This is a genomic window from Bradyrhizobium sp. SRL28 (genome assembly GCF_018596315.1).
In the GTDB taxonomy this organism is placed as follows: domain Bacteria; phylum Pseudomonadota; class Alphaproteobacteria; order Rhizobiales; family Xanthobacteraceae; genus Bradyrhizobium.
In genome coordinates this window covers 13,732-35,304 of sequence record NZ_JAHEAG010000044.1, presented here as the reverse complement: position 1 = coordinate 35,304, position 21,573 = coordinate 13,732, and the positions used below count along the sequence as shown (strand labels likewise).

Genomic DNA, 21,573 nt, shown 5'->3' with positions numbered 1-21,573 from the left:
ACTTCCGGTCCTACCCCTGTGAACGGACATTCTCAGGATAGGCGGGCACGTCTCAAAGGTGCCAAAGGCGGTCATTAGTTGAAGCGCATAATTGACGTGGTCTCGACCCACTTAGTGTCCACTCAGCACCAGCGTCTTGATCGGCAGCAGCAGGGCCTGAATCCGCAACAGCATCGCGTGCACAAGTCCGGTCGCATCGACGACGTGCAGCGCGAAGCTCTTGAACGAACCGACTTTCCCTGACGAGATCAGTTCGTGATTGCTGGTGTAGGCGTTGGCGATACAGCTGCTGCCAGGCGTCACGCCCTCCAGCCCGCCCTTGTAGATCGGCTCCATGAAAACGAGAATGGTGCCGGGACGCACGGTGTTCTGCGCCTCGATCAGCTGTTCGCCACCCCTGAACTGGCCCGCCGCGATGTAGTCCTGCACGTTGGTAACCACCATCGGAATGATCGTCCACGGCTTGGAAATGCAGGTAGCCTCGGCCACCATGCCGACCTTCATGACCTGAGCTTCTATCTGCCCGAACCCCGCCGACAGGGCGCGCCGTCCCGCGCCCTCCGGAATCAGAACGCCGGCCGACCGCACCATCGGATTGACGATGTCCCCGGGCCTCAGCCCGAACTGCTCGACCCGCCCGTCGACGCCCGCGCGAATGAAGGTCTTGTCCAGATCGACCTGCGCCTCCGCCAACGCCGCCTCCGCACTGGACTTCTCCGCCGGCAAAAGCGCGCTTAGCCGCGTCGTCGCGGATTGCTTGGACGCGGTCGCGGCGTCGAGGCTGCCCTGGCGACCCGCGACGGTCACCGTGAGCTTTTCGATGTCGCGCTGTGGGACGATGCCGGGATTGCGCTTCTGCAGTTCGCTTTTGGTGTTCAGTTCGTCCTGCGCCTGCTGCAGCGCGCCCTTTGCCTCTTGAAGCTGACCTTCCGCCTTCAGGATATCCGCCTCGGCGGACAGCATCGCGGCATCGACTTCGGCGATCTTGCGCTTGGCCGTCTCCAGCGCGGCCTTCTGCTTGGCGCTGTCTAGTCTGAAGAGCACGTCGCCTTGCTTGACGGACGCGCTGACATCGATGTTAACCTCCGCGACCCGGCCGGCTACTTCGGGCACAATCGGGACGGTCCGATAGTACAACGTCGCCGATGTGGTCGACGGATGATAATAGAAAATCATCGTGATCAGCGCGACCGTGAGCATCAGGCAGGAGATGATGCCAAATCGCAGTTCGAACCAGACCGAATAGAGCGTGATCTCGTGACCGAGGCGTTTGCCCTGCCGGTAACGGCGGTAGAGATAATCCGGGAAGATGGTCAGCAGCGAACAGAGGAGCAGCTCAAGCATGGGCGTGCACCTCGCTCTTGGCGCCACCGGCCTTCTCGATGCGGGCCTTGGCCTCGGCGGATGCAGCAGCGTGCGCCGCATCCCCAACCGGCGGCTCGGTTGTGTCCTGTTCAGGCGGAACGCCGGCCATCTTTTCGACCGATCCGGCGATCCTGCGCAGCGGCGTGCTGAAATCCGGCAGGTCGATCATCGCGAGGAACAAGCCGATCACCCAGAACAGGTGGTTGTGCGTGAACAGCGACAGCAGGCCCAGCACGGCCACGATTTCCAACTGGAACTTCTGCGACTTGTGGGCCATCCGCTCCGGCAGTGAGTGCAGGTGCAAATAGAAGTTACCGACCGCGAGAATGGAACCGATCAGAACAATGCCGATCACAATCATTAAAACGTCGGTGTCACCCGGCGCGGTAATAAAGCCTGGGAGATGATGGGGGGCGCTTGGATGAAGTGCCTCGCTCACGTAGTGCTCCATCTGAAATGCAAACTATACTCCAGTGGAACACTCGGCGTCTTGGAACGCAAGCTCAGGCTTGCCTTTGGCCAACGTCCGTTTCGGGTCAATCGCGTCATTTTGGTCGTCGGCCGACTACTTCCGGTCTTCCCTTGGAAACGGAAATCGTCAGGGCGGTCGCCATGTCTCAAAGGTGCCAACAACGGAAGTCGCAATTCTTGTTCGCGTCGCGGCAACTCAGGCAAAAATCGAACTGTCCTACACTCTTGCGTTTAGCAGGTGGGCGGCTATGGGAAAGGCCAGTTCATCATTGCTCGTGAATTTACCCAAGGCGTTCCTGACGTCAGTGATTAGAGTTGCACGCGCCGCATCGTCCACCTGCGATACCGGACCAGCTAACGGCGAGCCCGCAACGTAACCTCAACACAAATCGCTCGACCGAAGGAAAGCTTACGGTCCCACTCCGCTGTTGAATTGCAACGTCCTGAAAACCTGCGGCACGAACGAGAGCTTCCAATTCGTCGGCATTGGACAACCCAAATGGCGCACGCATGATAGAACTAATTTCTTAGCCCAAGTGCTGCATAGTGCCTGCATTGCCGGCAAGACCGCAGCCCCTGCATCACCTTAGATTCGCAGTTCCCACCTGCTCACCGTGTGTTGTGGACCGCTCAATTCCGTCAGCGCCCACACCAGCGCGTCGACCCGATCCGGCGAGTAGCCGTTACGCCCGCGGTCGAAATCACTGGTGAATGCGCACATCTGATCTTCAAGCGTCGAGAAATTGCCGACGTGATGAACTTTACGCTGCTCGTATAGCGCGGCGATCGGCTCTGCTCGAACCACCTTGCCGCGGCTTGCGTGCACCGACTTGAAACTGACCAGCCGATCCAGAGCGCGAATTGTCGCCTCGACCATCGCGCCACCGTTGTTGATTTCGGCCAGGATGCGGTCGGCTCGGTACCGCCGGTATGCCTCGATCGCCTTGGCCGCCCACTCGTGGGGCGCGTAGCGGCCGGATAGGTCGTCGAGCACGTAAATTTGCTGGTCCTTGGTAACGCCGGCAATCACGATGCCTGTTTCGTCCGAACCCTCATTGTTCGAAACAGCTGGATCGATGGCCACAACGATACGCTTCAAGTCGGGCGCCTTGCTCACGCGGTCGCGGTCGAGCCAATCGAGTTGCCAGAGGGCGCCGGGCGTATCAGATAGCATTTCCGCGTGGATTTCCTGCCGTCCTAAGCGGGTGCCCTCGTAACGATCGCGCAGCGCTTGGATGAACGTCGGTGCCAGGTTGGCTTCGTTCTCGAACGTCGAGCCGCGCGTCACCACGACGTCCCGCCCCTCGCGTGCTAGCAGCGCTTTTAGAAGCTTCACGGGCCGCGGTGTGGTTGTCACGAGCCAGCGCGGGCGCGCACCGAGGCGCAATCCGAACTGCAACATATCCCATGTTTGCTGCGGCTCATTCCATGCTCCCAGTTCGTCGGCCCACGCCAAATCAAATTGGGGACCCCTTAGCCGGTCGGACTCTTCGGCGGAGAATAGAGTGGCGATGGCCCCGTTTTTCCATGTGAGCCTACGTTTGCTCGGTTCGTATTCTGGCATATTCCACGACGGCGCGAGGCGCAGTAACCCGCTCTCGCCTTCGACCATGACGTCGCGGGCATCGGCGGCCGTTGCGGCCACCAGGCCGATGCGACCGGCGGCGCCGGTTTCGACCATCTCGTTTATCCAGCCGGCGCCCGTGAAATTCTTCCCGAAGCCACGGCCAGCCATGACCAGCCAGCCGTTCCAGTCGCCGTCGGGTGGTAGTTGGTTCGGTCGGGCCTTGGCGCGCCAGCCGCCGTCGGCCAGTGTGTCTGCGAAGGTTGCGAAGATGCTGGTCATGCGTTGCTCGGCAGTTCGATTGGACATGGCGACAATTGGGGCGGCTGGAGCGGTTCGTGCTCGATAACCGGCGCTGCCTTAGGCTGTCGTGCCGGCGCATCCGCCATTTCAGCGTCAAGCGCGCGCAGCTCAGCCATGACCGCAGCGCGAGCGGCCGGGAACGGTGCTAAGGCGCGGAGAACGCCCGCTTGCAGCCGTGCGAATATCGGGCTGTTGATGATTGCGACGTTGTTGTTCGTGATGTTGACCGTGCTGGCGAACGCAGAGATTTCGCCAGTGACCTTGCCGATCTTTTCCAGCGTGGCAATGAGCTGTCCGGAAACCAGCGCCACGCCGCGCGCATCGCCAGCCTCGCTGCATGCCGTCATAGCGGACATCAGCGCCGTGCGCACGATCCTGAAATAGTCGAGCACCGACTCGCCCTCTGCCGCGGCGTTGGCGTGCAGGGCTTCCATTTGGCTCGGGCCGGCTAGGTAACTGGCCTTCGCATCGTCATGAACGTGCCGAGTCCAATGGCGATGGATCGCGTCTCTGCTAACGGAGAATTTCTCAGCCAGGCTGTCGAGCGATGCGCCACCAGCGCGCAGCAATTCAATACGCCATCGGTCTGGATGGTCGCAGATTGAGCAGCGCGGTCCCTTTTTACTCAAACTTAACTCGCAAAAATTCGTTGCACATGCAACTAATATCACAATGCGAGTGCGGGCGCAACTTAGGGCGCTTGGAGACGTCCAATCGTCGTCGGATCCACTGCAAACGAGCGCGCGATATCCGCTTGCGTCTCGCCGGCAGCGAGTCGCGCCAGCGCTTCCCTCCGTTGGTGCGGCGTCAGCTTGCTCGGGCGGCCGAACCGAACGCCGCGGTCTTTGGCTCGCTTGCGCCCCTCGCCCGTGCGCGCTCGGATCAGCTCGCGTTCAAACTCTGCCAAGCCGGCCAGGATCGTGACCATCAGGCGGCCGTGCGCGCTGGTCGTATCGCACCACGGATCACCGAGCGATCGGAAGCCGACACCGCGTTCGCCAAGAGTATGCAGGGCGTTTAGAAGGTCGCGCGTGGAGCGCGCCAGGCGATCGAGCCGCGTCACTAGCAACACGTCGCCGGCCTGCACGGTGCGGAGCGTCTTGGCCAATTGGGCACGGTCGCTTTTGGCGCCTGATGCTATCTCAGCAAAGACCCTAGTCGCGCCGGCGGCTTTAAGCGCGGCCACCTGTGCCAACACAGTCTGCCCGTCCGTCGAAACTCGCGCGTATCCGTAAATCGCCATGTGAAAGCCCCTGACTTTTGCACCCGACTTTCGCAGGTTGAAACAGTCGCGAAATCAATGCAATGAAAATACTGCAAAACTTGTGATTTTTGCAGGTTACGTCGCGCAACAGATGCTGTAGCACGTTGCGCGAAGAGAGGCGGCTAGGCGTGATGATGATGCCGCAAACGTTCAAAATCGAATGCTCGCGCAAATATTTTTCGTCGACGCGAAGGACATCCGGCGGCGCGGCGGTGTAGGCTTTCATGTGATCGTAGAACGCGTAGCGGTCCGCTTCGCCCAAATCGCGCGCCTCGCTGATGCGGAGGATCACGCTTTTTAGGAAGCCGTTAAACCGGCCGAGCACCTGTTGGGGCGAAACCTCCGCAAAATTCCACCCGCCAACGGCCGCTTTGACCGGCTCCAATAGCGTATCCTTACCAATGCCCTGCGCGCCCCCGAGCACCAGCGCATGATTGACCTTTTCGTGCGGTCGCTGCACGCGATGTGCCAGCCATCTAATAATATGGTCCGCTTCCTCGCCGAAAACGTACTCGACGTGCCGCACCCATGGCAACGCATCCACGCCAGCCGGTGGCGGCATCAGGGCTTGTGGCGGTCGGTAGAGATTGAACGCCTTGGCGCCGATGTGGTGTACCCACCCGCCATCCGCCATCAATCGGCTTTCAATAACGGTCGGCTCGCCGGGCGCCCAAACCATTTGCTGGACGGCGCGATTTTGATCCAGCCACTTGCTCGCCAGGATCGGCTTTTCCCGCATCGGGATTTCGACCGGCGGCAATCGCGAATCAACGCTCGCGGCCGGCCACAGTTCGCCAGTTGGAATGTAGATGTATTTGTGGTCCGGGAGGTACGCCCAAAACTCGTCATGGGTTGCCTCGCCGGGCTTGGCGTCTTTCTTTTCCTTCGGCTTCCGCGGTGCCTTCGGCTCCGAGGTCAATCCCCGGAGCCGCGCGAGCATGCTGGTCGGCAATGTACCGTCACTCACCGCGGGACCTCAAATAGGTGGCGACCTCGGTTGAGCTACGGAAGAATGGACCGTTAGGAAGCGCGACCCATCCGGTCTCGGTGCCGAGCACGTAGCCCGTATCTACGTCGAACTTGCCGAACGGTGTGATTGGCACCGGTATGTCCTGCCCGTTTACGGACCATGCGATCACGTCGATCAGACTGAACAGGTTTCCGGGCTGGTTACTCAGTATCCAGATTCGCTGATCTGGTTTGGCGGAAATGATGGTCTCAGGCATTTGGTGGGTCCTTTTCTGGTGCGGACCCGATCGAAAAATTAGTTGCACGTGGGACTAATAATGCGGTATGAAACTGGTGTTCCTGCCAAGCTAGTCCCCGTCGTGCGCGCCAACGTCGATCGGGTCAAAGATTAGAAGCCCTCCGGGAGTCGTGCCCCGGAGGGTTTTTTGTTTTAGATGTTGGGCGGCTCGACAAGCTCATGGTTCGAGAGCTTCACCAGTGCCCCAACGTAGTCGAGTGCGTCCGAGTTCATATCGCCACCGCTTCGTCGTAGCCGAGAACTCCAAGGTCGCGCCCTAGATCGATCAGATGGTTGGCCCCCTCAAGCCACTGGAATTTGGGGACAAGGACCAGCCGCCCGTCGTCCTCGGGACGTTTCGGCAAATCAACGAAGAGATACGGCTGATCGGGACGCCCCGTCTTTTTGAGCCTGATGCGCTCCCGAGCCAGGACGCGGTTGATGCGTTTCACAAGCGCGGTTTCTGTGATGATGCGGAAGGTCATGCCGCCACCTCCAGGCCGAGCTTGCGGCGCAGCGGAGCGGTCAGAACCAGGATGCGGCCCCCTACTCGCATGGTGTCGATCTCGCCACGATGCACAGCGTCGTAGGTTGCGTTCCGGCCGGTACCGAGCACCTTGGCGGCATCGTCCACGGTGATCGTCGGTCGGCTCAACAGTTTCTGCAGGTCAACGTCCATAGTAGGTTTTCCTTTAGTGGTGAGTAGTACCCACTGTTTGCATCGCCATGATTTGTCAATAGTGGTGGACAGCACCCAACATTTCCGCTATATACCCTCCCATGGCAACATCATTGAAGAGCTTCATTCCCGACCTCGCCCGCATCTTAGGCGAGACACCCGGCGCACTTTACGAACGCCAGCGCGCCCTTGTTCGTGAGGGACTGTTGGAATCAGCGGTTGGCCATGGTCCAGGCAGCGGTGTCCGCGCAACACAGGAATCAGTGACCATGCTTTTGATCGGACTACTCGCTAGTGTGAGCCTCGCGGAGGCCGGTCCGCTCGCTGAGTCGTTGGCTAACGCAGTGCATGGTGCAAAGTGCCCCCTCACCGGCGCCAAGGTATTTCAGGCAGCTTTGACCCGAATCCTTTTGGACGAGTCGCTTTCGAAGCGGGTCAATGAAATCAGCGTTCAAGTGAATGCTGGCCTAGCCACAATAACCTTCGACGGCAGTAATCCCCAGTGGGAGCAAACGACAAAAAAACTTAAAGCTGGGTTGGAGAGTCGCGGGGCAAAACACGTGAAGATCACTCGAACGCCCGATAGCAGCGTATTTCTAGCGCAAAAATACAAGAGCGCTGGCTTGCGCGTCAGCGTTTCGATCGGTGGTGAGACGGTGCAAGCGCTGGCCAAGATCGTATCCGGCTTAGTTGACGAAACGTCATGAAGGGCCACATCCAGCAGCGCGGCAAGAATTCGTTTCGGCTCAAGTTCGATGCCAGCCGCGACGAAAGGACGGGTGAGCGAAAAACTCAATTCGTAACGTTCCGCGGCACCAAGCGTCAGGCCCAGATCAAGCTGGCCGAACTAATCACGGCAGTCAACCAGTCCAAATACGTCGAACCGAGCAAGGTCACGATTGCTGAATTCGTGCGTGTCCGCGTCGACCATTGGGAAGCCGCCGGCGACATCAGCGCCAGGACGGCGGGGCGGTATCGCGAGCTGGTCGAAAATCAAATCGTGCCGCACATCGGCGCCAAGTTGCTGCAAAAGCTGCGAACGCTGGATATCGAGGAATGGCATACGACGCTGCGGACCAGCGGCAAAGCGAACGGCAAAGGTGGGCTTGCGCCACGCACGATCGGCCATGCCCATCGCGTGCTCGGGAAAGCGCTGCGCGACGCCGCAAAGAACGAAATGGTCGTTAAGAACGTCGTCGCCTCTCAATCCGCGCCCAAGGTCAACGACGACGAAATGGTGATCGTCAAGGACGTGCCGGCGTTTATCGAATTGGTGCGCGGCCACCGCCTATTCGTCCCGGCGATGATTTCGCTGTTCACCGGCATGCGGCTTGGCGAGGTGCTCGCGCTCCGCTGGGGTCGCGTCGACCTCGACCGAAAGGTAATTCAGGTCCGCGAGGCGTTGGAGGAAACCAAGGCGCACGGCATCCGGTTCAAGACGCCCAAATCCAAGGCCGGCCGCCGGGACCTCACCCTGCCCGATTTCCTTGTCGATACGCTGCGCGAGTTCCGAAAAGGGCAGTTGGAAAGTCGGCTGGCAATGGGGCTCGGTAAGCTACAGGACGCCCTGCTATTCGCGGGCCTTGACGATGCCCTGCCCTCTCAGAAGCGATACAGCAAGGCGTGGAGCGACTTTGCCGATCAGATCAAGATGCCTGATTTGGCGTTCCACAATCTGCGCCACACCCACGCCAGCCAGCTCATTGATGCCGGCGTGGATATCGTGACAATTTCCAAGCGCCTCGGGCACGCAAAGCCAGATATCACCTTGCGCATCTATGCCCATCTGTTCCAAAAGGACGACGGCAAGGCGGCAGCGGCGATCAACGCGGCGCTGAATCGCTAGGGTGCCAATCGGGTGCCAGTTTCGTGGTTTGTTCTATCGTGAATTGACGCTAAGCACTTGATTTATTGGTCTGGAAGGGTGGCCGAGTGGTTTAAGGCACCGGTCTTGAAAACCGGCGTGCCTGCAAGGGTACCGTGGGTTCGAATCCCACCCCTTCCGCCAGAATCTGCTATAACATATTGATTTTCTAGGTTTTTGACTTCGGTTGCCATGCCTACGCACAATCGGCTGTACAATCTGCTTTCGACGACACAGACATTATCGGCCTCATCGTTTTTGCCGTTGTGCTGATGATTTTTTTTATCGCCGCCTTGCTCTCACGGCGCAGGAAGTGCCCGCCGGGATGACACATTGAAGCCGGAAAAGGCTGGAGCATTTCCCCCTTCCGGTCTCCTTTCGTCCCTTCTTACAGCAAGAACGCACCCTAATGCTCACAGCGAAAATGCGAGGGGGCGTTATGGGAGAAATGGACACAGACACGATCGGTCTGATCGTTCTGATCGTCGCCGTCCTTGCGGTCATTGTTGCGGGGAAGCGGCAAGCGCGCAAAGCCTGATTAGGGCTGCGATACTACTTTCTGCCAGACAATTGATGCCCGGATCCCTAGCCGACGCCGTAAGGCTTGTTGAGAAAGTAGTCGCGGTTGCCCAGCGCCTTCTCCGCGTACTGATCGATCGCAACGGTGATCGCCTGGACGTGCTGATAGCAATGGCCTTCACGCGTGGCTCGCTGACGCAATTCAGCGAGCGCGTCGATCCAGTCGGAGTTGTCTGCCTTTTCGTCGTACCATTGCAATTGTTCGCGCGTCACCATAGCGCTCCTTCATTACCCTCTGGATTGTGCGGACGAGCCCTTCCGTCAAAACCCATTGAAATAATTGAAGATCTTTCATTATATCAATCGTACGCACAATCGAGCGTACAATCGTTTGGCCACACCGATACCATCGGATGATCGCCGCGTTAGCCGCGCCGGAGTATTTATTGGCCTAGTATGCTCTTCAGCACAAGGAGGTGTCATGGACCCCGCGTCGATCCTATTTGTGATCTTTATCGTTGGGATTGGCGCCGCCGCCTTGTGGCCGAGCCGAGCACGATAAGCTGGTCCCGATGCGCCTAGGTTAGCGGTCCAAATACAAGATACAGCAAGAGAACGATCACCGACGCGGTCACGATGGCATCCAAAATGACGCGATGAATCGAGCGTTGCATATGGCAACGGTATAGATTCAAGCATAGCAGTCTGCCCGTTACATTGCATAAGTATGGCCGTCACCGGCCCCCGGCAAAAACGCAACGCACCGGGCCACCGGCCAGGAACTAAGCGGCCCGCGCACGCAAGATCATTGCCCGAAATGAATCTCTGAATTGCGACAAGGTTCTGGCTCGGCTTTGACTCCCTGACATGCGTCAGGCGGACTGGTCGGAATCACCGGAGGCGAAGACAATTGAACGGCGCCTGGGGCGCTCTGACATATGGGCGTGTTTGTGAAACATAAGGCGAGACCGGCCGCAGTGAAGGCAGTGCGAGGTCGTCGATCACAGCCTGAGCTGAGTCCTCACTCGCGGATGGAGAAATCCCATGGAAATCCGAATAGGCTGGAACGACGTCGGTGATCCAACGAAGCCCGGCGATTACAAGTTTCGCGACGGTACCGTTACGCTCACTGACGAGCAGATCGGCCTGTGGATTGCCGCGCCTGCAGGATACTTCGAGGCCGCTCAGTCGTCCGATTCCAAGCCGGGGCACATCCGATATTTGGTTGGTGAGTTCTACGCTCCAACAACCTGATGGTTCTCGTGACCAAGCGCGTGATTGCGCCGGCAGATGCAGAACCTGAGTCGCGGCAGACTGGTGTCGGATTGCGCCATCGCGTTTCCATAGTCGGCGAGATCAGACTGAGTCGGTAGATATCCGTACCGACAGCTTCCGCGCGTTCCGATACTCAAGGCGATAACGGCTTAATGCCGCAATCTGTAGCTGGTTGCCGTTGCCGCACCGGCCGCGCTCCAATGAGCACATGGCTGACAAGGGCTGGCAGCGCAAAATCGAGCATCCGATACCGCTGTCAGGCGGGCAAAAGCTCATCACGTTACGAGACGCCGCCGATTACATCACCACTCTTCCAAAGAAGGAGTCCGACCTAGCCGGCGACGGTTCGACGGTGCCTGGAGCAACAAACAACCGCCGTGGACGGTGCTACGGTGAAGCCTCATCGCGCTGGAAAAAGCGCTATCAGATCAACGGCATTGGTCGTAAGGTAGGCGGTCCCAACCCTTCCGCCAGTACCGCGTCAATGTTACCCAACACAAGCGCGCCTAGCTGTGGCGATTGCGGCGCGCCCGATGATCATCCTTGGCAGCGACTTCATGATCCTCCCTTGCCCTGACTAGCGTTGCGCTTGCCGCTCTCACCGAAGGCTGCCCGATAGATCATCCAGTACATCGCGCCAACGAGGCCGGCACCACCTACGATATTGCCGAGCGTGACCGGCACAAGATTGTGAATGATGCCCGCCATTGTTACGACCGATGCGTCGAAATCAGGAGGGACATTGCCTGTCCGCACCATCAACCAGGCCAAAGGCAGGAAATACATGTTGGCGACGCAGTGCTCAAAGCCGGCGGCTATGAAGGCGGAGACTGGAAATACGAGCGCAACAACTTTGTCGGTAACCGACCGGCCGGCATACGCAAGCCACACCGCCAAGCAAACGAGCAGGTTACACAAAACTCCCTTGAAGAATAACGTCACGGCGTCGGGCTGGATCTTGGCGACGGCCGTATTCAATATCGACAGGCCGACGCGGCCTCCGTTCATGTCGAGATGATGCGAAAGGAAGACCAGGACCACAAGTCCGAGCGCGCCGATCAGGTTGCCGAAATAGACAACGACCCAGTTGCGCAGCATTTCCTTCGTCGTCACATTTCCGCTCGCCCAAGCCATCACGATCAGATTGTTTCCCGTGAAGAGTTCGGCTCCGGCAACCAGAACGATGACCAGCCCGAGCGAAAACGCCACTCCACCCATCACACGCGCCGCGGCGAAGCTCAGCCCCGCATCGCTGACGATGACGGTATAGTAAAGCGCGCCCAGTCCGATGCTGCCCCCCGCGATCACCGCCAGCATGAATGAAGCCAGAAAGGGAAGGTTCGTCTTCTTGACTCCGACTTTCTCGACAGCCTCCTTGATCTCGGCCGGGCTGTAAGCATTCAAGTTGAAGATGGGTGGTTGCGGCGGGGATGCCCGATCAGCCATGCCGTATCTCCCGTGCCTGATCCATCGACGAGCGTAACCTTCCGGCGCGCCCATGGTCCGGCGAACGATCTTCGCTGGGATCGTCGATCTGCGAGATCCTGGTCATGAATGAACCATGGCAAGGGCTCCAGTCACCTAGCCGGCGCTGCTCCCAACCATGAGGAGACCCACAATCTGGGTGGCGATTACCTTCACTATCGTCATGGAAGGAAAGATCATGGCGTAGCCGATGTCGGGCCGCTCGGTGGGCGCCATTTTGGTCGAATAGACGAGAATAGCCGGATTTCCTGTCGCCCCGGATGCCACGCCCACTAGGTCATCGTACGGGATCTTCAGAACGTAGTGGCCGACCAGCAGGACGATGAATACCGTCGTCAGAAGAACGGCAACCCCGATAAAGAGCATTGTAAACCCGGATTCCGCAACGGTTCGAACAAAGGGCTGCCCCGCGTTGACGCCGACGGTAGCAAGAAACATCGCAAGTCCGAAGTTTCGCAATACGATGTTCGCTGGCAACGGCATGGTCCATAGCATGGGGCCTGTGCGCCGCAATTTGCCAAGGATGAGAGCGACGATCAGCGGTCCCCCTCCGATACCGAGCGTCACGACGCCTACTCCAGGAATCGGAATAGGAATAAGCCCAAGCAAGACGCCCATGACCATTCCGAGTCCGAGCGAGACGTAGCTGAATTCGGCCGCCGCCTTCACCGTGTCGCCGAAATGGCGCCGGATCTCTTCCTTGCGGTCCGGAGGCGTCAGTATCCCGACCCGATCTCCGAATTCGAGCATCAGGTCGGGCGCCGGCACGAGGTCCGCATCATAGCGGCGGACATGCAATAAATGGGTTGGATAGCCCGTCGGCATGGGAAGGCTGGCAAGAGGTACTCCGACTACGTTGGCCTTCCCGACAAAGACCCTGATGTAGTCGAGATCGGCGCGGTCGCTGGCCAGGCGGCCGGGCTCCAGTTTTCCGAGCGTGGCGGCCGCCCTGGCAATTGCTTCATTCTCCTCCGCGACCACGAGAATGGCATCTCCAGCGGACAAGACGGTATCGGCAGCAGGAACGACGTTGTGTCCGCCCTTTCGAACCATCGTGACCCGCACACCGCCGAGCGCCGTCGTCAGTTCGTCGAGTCGCTTTCCGGCATGCCTTTCGCCGATCGAAATTTCGCCCATGTGGAACCGCTGCGCCTTGGCCGGAAATTTCGGCTTTACGATCTGGGTCATGAAGTAAATGCACAGGATCGGACCGATCACCCCGAAGGGATAGGCAATGGAATAGCCAATCGACGGATCCTTGTTCTTCATAACGTCGAGGGCCGCCTGGAGCGTGGCGGTGCTCGTCATTGATCCGGCATAGATGCCGAGCGTATGTCCGATCTTGATGCCGAAGATGTGCCCGAGCCCAAGCGCAACGATCAAGCCGGCCAGGCATCCGACAAGCGCCAGCAGATTATACTTCTGCCCGGCGCCGACCATGCCTTCGAAGAACTGCCTGCCGTAGAGGATTCCGATCCCATACAGGAACATGATCAGTCCTGTCAGCCCGATTGGTCCGATGATCTGGGCTTTGGGTGCGAACGCACCAATGGCAAGGCCGACGAAGAGAACGGCGCCGACGCCGAGAGAAAATCCCCCGATACTGATCTGACCGACCAGGTAGCCCAACCCGATCGCGAGAAACGCCGTCAGTATCGGTTGGCTTCCGATGATCTCGCGAGCAAGGTCCAACATGATGTCCGGTCTCCCCAGCCTGTCGTCAGCGCACCCGGCAGCCTGCCGCGCGGAACTGCCCGATCACCCGATCCACCAGCTCCCGGCCGGCCGTCGGAGTATAGATAAGCTTGTAGTCGAGCCCTATCGCCTTCCACTTGAAAGCGCCCATCTGATGGAACGGCTGCACCTCGACCCACTCGACGTTCTTCATCGGCGCAACGAATCGAGCGATGCCATCGACGTTGGCGGGGTCGTCGGTCTCGCCGGGGACGAGCGTGAAACGGATCCACACCGGCTTGGATAGCGAAGCGAGGCGCTCGGCGAAGCGCAGCGTCGGCGCAAGGTCGCGAGCTGTCACTCGCCGGTACGTGTCGGGATCCGAACTTTTGATGTCGAGCAAGATGAGATCGATGTTCGACAGGTAGCTTTCGTCGGCGCGATCCCCCAGAAATCCCGAGGTCTGAATGGCCGTGTGCAGGCCCATTTCCTTCGCTCCGGCGAATATCCGCCGGGTGAATGCAAGCTGAACCATCGGCTCGCCGCCAGAAATGGTGAGCCCCCCACCAAGCGAGAGAAGTGCCGGCGCGAAATCGCCCAGGCGACGGAGCACGTGATCGGCCGAAACGTATGTCCCGTCCTTCAGATGCCAGGTATCCGGATTGTGGCAGTACGTGCAGCGCAGCAGGCAACCGGAGACAAACAGCACCACGCGCAGCCCCGGCCCGTCATATCGGGACGAGGTTTCGTAGGAGTGGCAATATCCGAACGCGCCCTTCTCGTCCTTGAACTGGCTTTCGTCGGGCGCGTCGGGTGAAATCCCTACCCGGAGGTCATGACGACTTCCGGGTTCAAGTGTCTGCACCGTCGACATGGTGCACCTCGATTCAGATCTGGCCGTGGAAAGTACGGCTGATCACATCTCTCTGCTGCTCCGGCGTCAGACGAACGAAGTTGACGGCGTAGCCGGAGACTCGAATGGTAAGCTGCGGGTACTTGTCCGGATTCTTCATGGCGTCCTCGAGCGTGTCCTTGTCGATCACGTTCAGGTTCATGTGGAATCCGCCACGATCGAAGTAGAGGTCGAAGGCCTTGACGGCTTCTTCGATCATCTGGCTTTCCGACAGGTGCGCCTTCTGCGGCGCGACGGAGACCGTGTAGCTGATGCCGTCCTGCGCGTCCTTGTAGGGAAGTTTTGCAACGGACAGGCAGGATGCGAGCCAGCCATGGCTGTCCCGGCCGTGCATCGGATTTGCGCCCGGCCCGAATGGCTCACCCTTGCGGCGGCCATCGGGGGTGTTTCCCGTAGCCTTGCCGTACACCACGTTCGAAGTAATGGTCAGCACGCTCTGGGTGTGCGTCGCGTTACGGTAGGTGGGGTGTTTTCGTATCTTCCCCATGAAGCTGGTGACGATGTCTGACGCGATTTGATCAACGCGGTCGTCGTTGTTGCCGAACTGCGGCGTCGCCTTATTCCCCTCATTTTGATAGTCAACCACCAAACCTTTCTCATCGCGGGCGATGCGGATCTTTCCGTACTTGATCGCGCTGAGACTGTCGGCCACCACCGAAAGGCCGGCGATGCCGAATGCCATGGTTCTGAGAATGTCGCGATCGTGGAGAGCCATCTCCAGACGCTCGTAGAAATACTTGTCGTGCATGTAGTGGATGCAGTTCATCGCGTGGACGTATGTGCGCGCCAGCCACTCCATGGTGGTATCGAACTTGGCCATCACATCGTCGTAGTCGAGGAAGTCGCCCGCGACCGGCAGCGTTTCGGGGGCGACCTGCTCGCCTGAGACCTCGTCGCGGCCGCCATTGATCGCGTACAGCAGCGCCTTCGCCAGGTTTACGCGGGCGCCGAAAAACTGCATCTGCTTGCCCAGGCGCATCGCCGAAACGCAGCAGGCAATGCCGTAATCGTCACCCCAGAACGGACGCATCAGATCGTCGTTCTCGTACTGAAGGGAAGACGTATCGCGGCTGACCTTGGCGCAGTATCGCTTGAACGTTCCGGGCATATGGTTGGACCAGAGAACCGTAATGTTCGGCTCGGGTGCCGGGCCAAGATTTGAAAGCGTGTGCAGCATGCGATAGCTGCTCTTGGTCACCAGCGTGCGCCCGTCCAGATCCATACCGCCGACACACTCGGTCGCCCAATAGGGATCTCCGCTGAACAGCGCGTCGTAATCGGGCGTGCGCAGGAAACGGACGATACGGAGCTTCTGAACCAGCTGATCCCACAGTTCCTGAGCTCTGCCTTCGTCGAGAACGCCCGCCTTCAGGTCCCGTTCGATGTAAATGTCCAGGAAGCTCGATATGCGGCCGATGGACATTGCCGCCCCATTGGCCTCCTTGATCGCCCCCAGATAGGCAAAGTAGGTCCATTGGAATGCTTCCTGGGCATTGCTGGCGGGCTTCGATATGTCGTGGCCGTACAGCTTCGCCATCGAGGCCAGGTCCGCGAGCGCGCGCATCTGGTCGGCCAGTTCTTCGCGCAGCCGAATGATGTCGTCGCTCGGCCACATGTCATCGGTCTGTTCCCGCTCGGCACGCTTGGCCTGGAGAAGGCGATCGATCCCGTAAAGAGCGACCCGCCGGTAGTCCCCAATAATGCGGCCGCGGCCGTAGGCATCCGGCAGGCCCGTGATGATCCCGGACCGTCGGCAATTCATGATTTCGGGCGTATAGGCGTCGAAGACGCCGTCGTTATGCGATTTTCGGTAGTTCGTGAAAGCCTTGTGGACAGCCGGATCGGGCTCGAAGCCCGCGGCCTTGAGACCCGCCTCGACCATCCGCAACCCGCCGAAGGGAAAGATCGCCCGCTTGAAAGGCTGGTCGGTCTGAAGACCCACGATGATTTCGTTGTCGCGATCGATATAGCCGGCTTTGTGGGCAAGCAATGTCGAGGGAGTTGCAGCATCTACGGCAAGCACGCCCTTTTTTCTTTCCTCGGCGAAGTACGGCTGCAATTTCGCCCAAACGGCTTTGGTGCGCTGCGAAGGCCCGGCGAGAAACGCTTCGTCGCCTGTGTAGGGCGTCACGTTACGGACGATGAAATCGCGAACGTTGATGGAGCTGAGCCAATCTCCAGGCCGAAAACCGTCCCAGGAATGTCCGGCATCAGCCTCCTTCCTCAGGGCTGCGCTTGCCTTCATGATGCCTCTCCCACCGGAGTGTATGCCTAGACGTCCGCGGCCGATCCGGACGTGCCGCAGGAATACGATCATTCGAGGTCCGGCACTCCGACCCTTGATCTAAGTCAACGAAGTGATGGTCCCGCCGGCGATCTTACCGGCACTGTGCACTCGCTGAGCCAGGACTCAAAGCGGGCATACCGTCGTCAATTCCAGCGTGATAATGCGAGGGCATGAGACCGTGTGACGTCAATTTCCGAACGGGACGATAACGATAAGAAGAACTCCGTTCCACCGACCGACGCACTGGATGTTCTGCTGCGCTTCGGCGCATTGATGCTGCAGGCGGGCAATACCGCCTTCCGCACACGCAAATGGATCAACGCGATCACGCCGAAACTGGGTTTCAAGGCGGCGTCGGTGACCGTTTCGCTGGACAGCATCACTGTAAGTGTTCGCCGCCGGAGCGATTGGCTCATGGCGATGCGGGACATTGGGCCACCAGGCATCAATGTTCTGCGCATTGCGCAGCTAGAGCGGTTGGCAAGAACCGTGCGCGCCGATGGTACGCCGGCCGAAATAGCGGTTGAGCTTGATGAAATCGAGTCTGCAGCTCATCAATATTCCATCGAGCAGATTGCCGCAGCCGTGGGTCTGGCAAGTGGCGGCTTTGCCTTTCTCAACGGCGCCGCAGCGCCCGAGACCTTTGCTGCAGCCATCGGTGGCGGTTGCGGCCAATGGCTAAGGTTGTGGCTGACACACCGCCGGCTGAATCACTACGCCGCTGCCGCGGCGTCGGCGATCATGGCATCAGGCGTTTTCGTTCTCTTGGCGGCAGCGGGAAGCCGCCTTGGCTTCGGATTTGCGCAATACCCGGCAGGCTTCGTCGCCTCCATATTGTTTCTGGTCCCGGGTTTTCCGTTGATTGCTGCGCTGTTTGACTTGCTGCAATACCAGACGCTCGCCGCCCTGAGCCGGTTCGCATACGGCATGATGATCCTATTGTCCGTCGCTTTCGGCCTCAGCCTTGTCGTTGCCGTCGGCGGAGTCGACGTTACAAGGCAGCCCTCGATAGAGCTCGCCTATGCGCTGAAGCTGCTGCTCCGCGGCGTCGCCAGTTTCATTTCGGGCTGCGCTTTCGCAATGCTGTTCAACAGCTCACTGAGAACGGCGCTTGGGGTCGGTCTTCTGGCTGTGGGCGCGAACGGCTTGCGCTTGATCCTGATCGATGTCGGCATGATGCCCGCGCCAGCCGCATTCTTTGCGGCCCTTTCTATTGGGACCGTCGCTCTGATGATAGAGCAGCGCTACAAGATACCGCCTATCGCGGTGACGGTGGCACCGATCGTGATCATGATCCCCGGAATATACGCTTTCGAGGCGATCGTGTTTTTCAATCACGGACAAATGCTTGACGCCCTTCAAGCGTTCGCGTCATGCAGCTTCATTGTCGGCGCGTTGGTAATGGGGCTGGCGGTAGCAAGAGTTCTTGAGCCGGCGATAATGTGATCTTCGCCGCCGTTGCGGGATGCGCGACCTTGGGCGCTTCTGCTGCAGGCGCGATCCGAAGTGCCTTCCCGGGAAAGAGCTGGACTCTCTGACGCCAGCCGAGCAGGTTCACTTCAGTGAAATCCTAACCTCACTGAGGTTCGCGGCGAACTCCATTCCCGCTCGAGGTCCTTGCAGGGCGATCTTTACGCCTTTCTCATTCCCTAACTGAACGCCTCCGAAGCCGCCAACGAGGGTGCCCCCGCCACCGACCGAACTGTAGGTACCGGCAAAGTCGCTGACCTGCCTGATGCCTGACGCCCATCCTTCCAGCCGGCTGACAGATGCTCCAGCTGTCACACCCAGGCTGAGACCGGATACTCGGAATGGATAATCGCGACCGCGATACGTCAGGACGCCGTTGCCGCCACCGGCGCCCACCATCAGGCCCGCTTTCACCAACTTGACCCGGACATAACCGGGCGCCTGTGCAAGCGACGATGTCGCCGGAAGAACGGCGGCGATAAGCACCAACACAGCGAGCCGAACGATCCGTGACATCGCTGGAGCCTCGCGTTCAAGGGGCCGCCACATCGACCTTCTTCCAGGTCTGATCCGGATCGAACGAGTAAATGCGCTTGGCGATGCTCTCGGTCCGCTTTCCAAGATCCTTCTGGTAGACGGTACCGGCATGATTGACCATGAAGGTCATGACGCCGGAATTTCCGTACTCGGCGGGGTATGCGATCAGCCCGAAGCCGCCGATCATCTTCCCCTTGACGACGTAGTTCAAAGCTCCGCCCGGCGCGTTGGATCCCTGGCCGTTCAAAATTCGATAATAATAGCCATGATAGGGCGTCGCCTGCTCTCCGACCTTGTACCCTTCGGCCGATGCTTGGGCCGCCAATTCGCCAAGCGGGCTCGGGTCGCGATCGTCGCGCCAGAACAGCCCATCCTTCTTGCCCGGGCTACTGACGATGCGTTGTGCGTAGGTCCCCACTCCCTCGCCAGTACGATCCTTTTCGGCGTATTCGTTCTGGGCATCGACATAAGCCAGCGAGGTTTGAACAGCGTCCAGTTCATTGCGTCCGATGCGACGATACAGAATCTCGAGACGCCCGGCAGCCGGGTCGAACTCCCAGCCAGTCCTGTTGTTCACCAGCGGAATCGGGAACGGAAAATCGTCCGCGCCGAGGATGAGCGTGGCCTTCTTGTTTTCCTCGGCCTTGATGGAATGTTTGGCGTCATAGGCGGACAGGAAACGCTGGCGCATTTCGGCATCGGCAACGTCATCGCCGGACTCGATGATGTCCGCGGCATCCTTGCCGAGGACCTTTAGAATGGTGCTCCTCGTCCCGGTCTTGACCGCGGCAGCCAGCGCCGCCGCAGCGTCCTCCGGCGAGGGATAGGCCTGCTGCGCCTGGGACGCCGTGGTCAGCAGCGCCACTGCCACGATTGCACCGAGGCCCACCGAAGCCGTGCGACGGAGCGAATTGAGCATGATCATGGCAAGATCTCCGGTCGCGTGGGGATCTTTGCGCCGCCGGCAAGCCAGTCGCTGTAGGTGCGGAGCTTCAATCCCAACTGTTCGTAATAAACCCGGAGATACCCGTCGCGACCGCGGGTCACGGCTTCCGGCACCAGGCTCTGCACTTCCTGCGCGATCACGCCGACATAGGGCTTGCTGCTGCCGAGATAGCTGAAGCGGTAGTAGCCGAGACCGTTGACGAGATGACCGAGCAGGACAACATCATGCTTCAGTTCGATGTCGGAGCGCCGTCCGCCGCCGCCACCACCACGGAAGCCGCCGCCACCTCCGCCGCCGCGGAAGCCACCTCCTCCACCGGCAAATGCCGCACCGCCTCCACCACGTCCGGCGAAACTCGGAGCACCTCCGCCGCGCGGACCCATGCTCGCCATGCTTGCCCGGCCGCGGGCCGATTGCGCAGCAGCAGCCCTGCCCGACGACACGTTCATGGCGGAACCGCGACTACCGCTACCGCGCGCGGCGCTGCCGCCACGATTGGCGGCCTTCGCGCGATCACCGCCACCCTTGGCGCCTGCCTTGCCGCGATCTCCGCCGCCGGCTTTGGCGCGATCGCCACCGCCTTTGGCACGATCCGCCGTGCTCGGCCGATCGCCGCCACGATCCCCGACACGATCGCCACCGCGGTCCCCTGCCCGATCGCCGACGCGATCACCTGCACGATCGCCAGCGCGATCGGCAACGCCCGGTCGATCCTGTCCGGGACGAAGCACCTGCTGCCCGTCGCGGCCACGGAAATCCATCCGATTGGAGGCGCCGGCCTTCAGGTTGTTGTTGCCGAAGCGCTGCTGAACGTTGACGTTGTTGTATCGAACGCCCTGACGATGCGCGGGATTGTGCTGCCAGGTATTCCCGATGTTGGTCGTCCTGTTGAAGTGGTTGACATAGACGTTGCGATTGCCCCAGTTGAATCCACCGCCCCAGTAATTGCCCCAGCGCCCGATCGCCCAGGCGGTACCGAAGGCGAGACCCGCCGCGATCACCCCGGCGCCGATATAGGACGGGTAGCCGAAGTAATAGGGTGGATATTCCGCGTAAGGCCAGGCTCCATAAACGGTCGCCGGATCGTAGTACGGCACGTACATCGTATTGGGATCGGCCTGCTCGATGACGATTGCCTGCTTGTTTTCCTGTGTCTGAACGCTGACCTTCTGCTGCTTGGTGGTGACCAGCTTCTTGTTGTCATAAGCCTTGGAACGCAGGCGCTGGATCGCGTCCATCACGTCCGGCTGCTGCGCGAGCACGGCATCGCCGAGGCTCTTGGTCCAGTCGACCTTGTCGCTCATCATCGTTACGACATCTGCGGTGCTGGCGAGCGCCTTGACGCTGTTGTCCCAGGACTGCTTCTCGACCTCCTTCTTCAACGCATCGCCCTTCAAGGTCTTGTTTGCTTTCAGCCAGCGATCGGCCTGCACCACCTCGAGCGGATAGGTCGACGCTGCCAGCACATTCGCGAGCAATTCGTCGGGATAGAGCGCAATCGGCGCAACCAGCGCCTCCAGCTGCTCGGGCTTCAATAGCTCTGCACTCGGCGGCGGTTGGCTCGCCGGTTGTGCCGGACTACTGGGGGGAGCAGGCGGATTGTCGGCCGTTTGGGCCGCGACGGCGACCGGGATCGCCATCACCAGCGCGAGCGCGAACAAGGTCTTGCCGCAGCGGAACATCACACCCTCCTTGGGCTCATCGCGGCAAG

At 59.9% G+C, this 21,573-nt stretch carries 22 protein-coding genes and 1 tRNA gene; 6 read left to right on the top strand and 17 right to left on the bottom strand.

What is annotated here, in order from left to right:
- Positions 1-111: 111 nt before the first annotated feature.
- The 9 genes from KIP88_RS39135 to KIP88_RS39095 form a co-directional block, all read right to left on the bottom strand.
- Positions 112-1,344, bottom strand: coding sequence for an HlyD family secretion protein (locus KIP88_RS39135; protein ID WP_214493483.1), 1,233 nt, complete (start codon positions 1,342-1,344; stop codon positions 112-114).
- A complete protein-coding gene (locus KIP88_RS39130; protein WP_214493482.1) occupies positions 1,337-1,804 on the bottom strand; it encodes a hypothetical protein in 468 nt (155 codons plus the stop codon). Before KIP88_RS39130 ends, KIP88_RS39135 begins: the two co-directional genes overlap by 8 nt.
- A 618-nt stretch (positions 1,805-2,422) precedes the next feature.
- A complete protein-coding gene (locus tag KIP88_RS39125) occupies positions 2,423-3,682 on the bottom strand; it encodes a DNA-packaging protein (RefSeq protein ID WP_214493481.1) in 1,260 nt (419 codons plus the stop codon).
- The gene (locus KIP88_RS39120) at positions 3,679-4,272 is read right to left on the bottom strand and encodes a hypothetical protein (protein ID WP_214493480.1); all 594 of its coding nucleotides are present in this window, start codon (positions 4,270-4,272) and stop codon (positions 3,679-3,681) included. The genes KIP88_RS39125 and KIP88_RS39120 overlap by 4 nt, the downstream gene beginning before the upstream one ends.
- 122 nt (positions 4,273-4,394) lie before the next feature.
- Entirely contained in the window at positions 4,395-4,946 is a 552-nt protein-coding gene (locus tag KIP88_RS39115) for a recombinase family protein (protein ID WP_214493479.1), read from the bottom strand.
- Positions 4,876-5,727 carry a primase-helicase family protein gene (locus tag KIP88_RS39110; RefSeq protein ID WP_214493478.1) on the bottom strand — a complete coding sequence of 284 codons (852 nt, stop codon included), beginning with the start codon at positions 5,725-5,727 and terminating at the stop codon, positions 4,876-4,878. Before KIP88_RS39110 ends, KIP88_RS39115 begins: the two co-directional genes overlap by 71 nt.
- A gap of 199 nt (positions 5,728-5,926) precedes the next feature.
- Positions 5,927-6,193: a hypothetical protein gene (locus tag KIP88_RS39105; RefSeq protein WP_214493477.1), complete on the bottom strand. Its 267-nt coding sequence runs from the start codon at positions 6,191-6,193 to the stop codon at positions 5,927-5,929.
- 250 nt (positions 6,194-6,443) lie between these two features.
- A complete protein-coding gene (locus KIP88_RS39100; protein ID WP_214493476.1) occupies positions 6,444-6,698 on the bottom strand; it encodes a hypothetical protein in 255 nt (84 codons plus the stop codon).
- Positions 6,695-6,892 (bottom strand): helix-turn-helix domain-containing protein, encoded by a 198-nt coding sequence (locus KIP88_RS39095; protein ID WP_214493475.1) that lies wholly within the window; start codon positions 6,890-6,892, stop codon positions 6,695-6,697. The genes KIP88_RS39100 and KIP88_RS39095 overlap by 4 nt, the downstream gene beginning before the upstream one ends.
- 113 nt (positions 6,893-7,005) lie before the next feature.
- Between KIP88_RS39095 and KIP88_RS39090 the strand changes: the two genes are divergently transcribed.
- From KIP88_RS39090 to KIP88_RS39080, 3 genes are all read left to right on the top strand, one after another.
- A complete protein-coding gene (locus KIP88_RS39090; RefSeq protein ID WP_214493474.1) occupies positions 7,006-7,599 on the top strand; it encodes a hypothetical protein in 594 nt (197 codons plus the stop codon).
- Positions 7,596-8,738: a site-specific integrase gene (locus KIP88_RS39085; protein ID WP_214493473.1), complete on the top strand. Its 1,143-nt coding sequence runs from the start codon at positions 7,596-7,598 to the stop codon at positions 8,736-8,738. Before KIP88_RS39090 ends, KIP88_RS39085 begins: the two co-directional genes overlap by 4 nt.
- Before the next feature lie 72 nt (positions 8,739-8,810).
- Positions 8,811-8,900, top strand: a tRNA-Ser gene (locus KIP88_RS39080).
- Positions 8,901-9,341: 441 nt separating this feature from the next.
- Here KIP88_RS39080 and KIP88_RS39075 read toward each other — a convergent pair.
- Positions 9,342-9,548, bottom strand: coding sequence for a hypothetical protein (locus KIP88_RS39075; protein ID WP_308163744.1), 207 nt, complete (start codon positions 9,546-9,548; stop codon positions 9,342-9,344).
- A 771-nt stretch (positions 9,549-10,319) separates the two neighbouring features.
- Here KIP88_RS39075 and KIP88_RS39070 point away from each other — a divergent pair.
- Both KIP88_RS39070 and KIP88_RS39065 read left to right on the top strand, forming a co-directional pair.
- On the top strand, positions 10,320-10,529 hold the full coding sequence (locus KIP88_RS39070) for a hypothetical protein (protein ID WP_214493471.1): 210 nt from the start codon (positions 10,320-10,322) through the stop codon (positions 10,527-10,529).
- Between the two features lie 229 nt (positions 10,530-10,758).
- Positions 10,759-11,127, top strand: coding sequence for a hypothetical protein (locus KIP88_RS39065; protein ID WP_214493470.1), 369 nt, complete (start codon positions 10,759-10,761; stop codon positions 11,125-11,127).
- Here the strand turns inward: KIP88_RS39065 and KIP88_RS39060 are convergent.
- The 4 genes from KIP88_RS39060 to pflB form a co-directional block, all read right to left on the bottom strand.
- A complete protein-coding gene (locus tag KIP88_RS39060; protein WP_249791357.1) occupies positions 11,106-12,050 on the bottom strand; it encodes a formate/nitrite transporter family protein in 945 nt (314 codons plus the stop codon). The genes KIP88_RS39065 and KIP88_RS39060 overlap by 22 nt on opposite strands.
- Positions 12,051-12,131: 81 nt before the next feature.
- The gene (locus tag KIP88_RS39055; RefSeq protein WP_214493469.1) at positions 12,132-13,730 is read right to left on the bottom strand and encodes an aspartate:alanine exchanger family transporter; all 1,599 of its coding nucleotides are present in this window, start codon (positions 13,728-13,730) and stop codon (positions 12,132-12,134) included.
- 25 nt (positions 13,731-13,755) lie between these two features.
- Positions 13,756-14,583 (bottom strand): pyruvate formate-lyase-activating protein, encoded by an 828-nt coding sequence (gene pflA / locus KIP88_RS39050; RefSeq protein WP_214493468.1) that lies wholly within the window; start codon positions 14,581-14,583, stop codon positions 13,756-13,758.
- 13 nt (positions 14,584-14,596) lie between these two features.
- Positions 14,597-16,867, bottom strand: a complete 2,271-nt coding sequence (gene pflB, locus KIP88_RS39045; RefSeq protein WP_214493467.1) for a formate C-acetyltransferase — start codon at positions 16,865-16,867, stop codon at positions 14,597-14,599.
- A 222-nt stretch (positions 16,868-17,089) separates the two neighbouring features.
- On the opposite strand from pflB, the gene KIP88_RS39040 reads away from it, so the two are divergent.
- On the top strand, positions 17,090-18,355 hold the full coding sequence (locus KIP88_RS39040; protein WP_308163743.1) for a threonine/serine exporter family protein: 1,266 nt from the start codon (positions 17,090-17,092) through the stop codon (positions 18,353-18,355).
- A 108-nt stretch (positions 18,356-18,463) separates the two neighbouring features.
- Here the strand turns inward: KIP88_RS39040 and KIP88_RS39035 are convergent, their stop codons facing one another.
- From KIP88_RS39035 to KIP88_RS39025, 3 genes are read right to left on the bottom strand one after another with little or no spacing between them, the layout of a single operon-like run.
- Entirely contained in the window at positions 18,464-18,895 is a 432-nt protein-coding gene (locus tag KIP88_RS39035; RefSeq protein ID WP_214493466.1) for a hypothetical protein, read from the bottom strand.
- Positions 18,896-18,911: 16 nt separating this feature from the next.
- Entirely contained in the window at positions 18,912-19,841 is a 930-nt protein-coding gene (locus KIP88_RS39030; protein ID WP_214493465.1) for a DUF2950 domain-containing protein, read from the bottom strand.
- Entirely contained in the window at positions 19,838-21,544 is a 1,707-nt protein-coding gene (locus KIP88_RS39025; RefSeq protein ID WP_214493464.1) for a DUF3300 domain-containing protein, read from the bottom strand. Before KIP88_RS39025 ends, KIP88_RS39030 begins: the two co-directional genes overlap by 4 nt.
- Between the last annotated feature and the right edge of the window lie 29 nt (positions 21,545-21,573).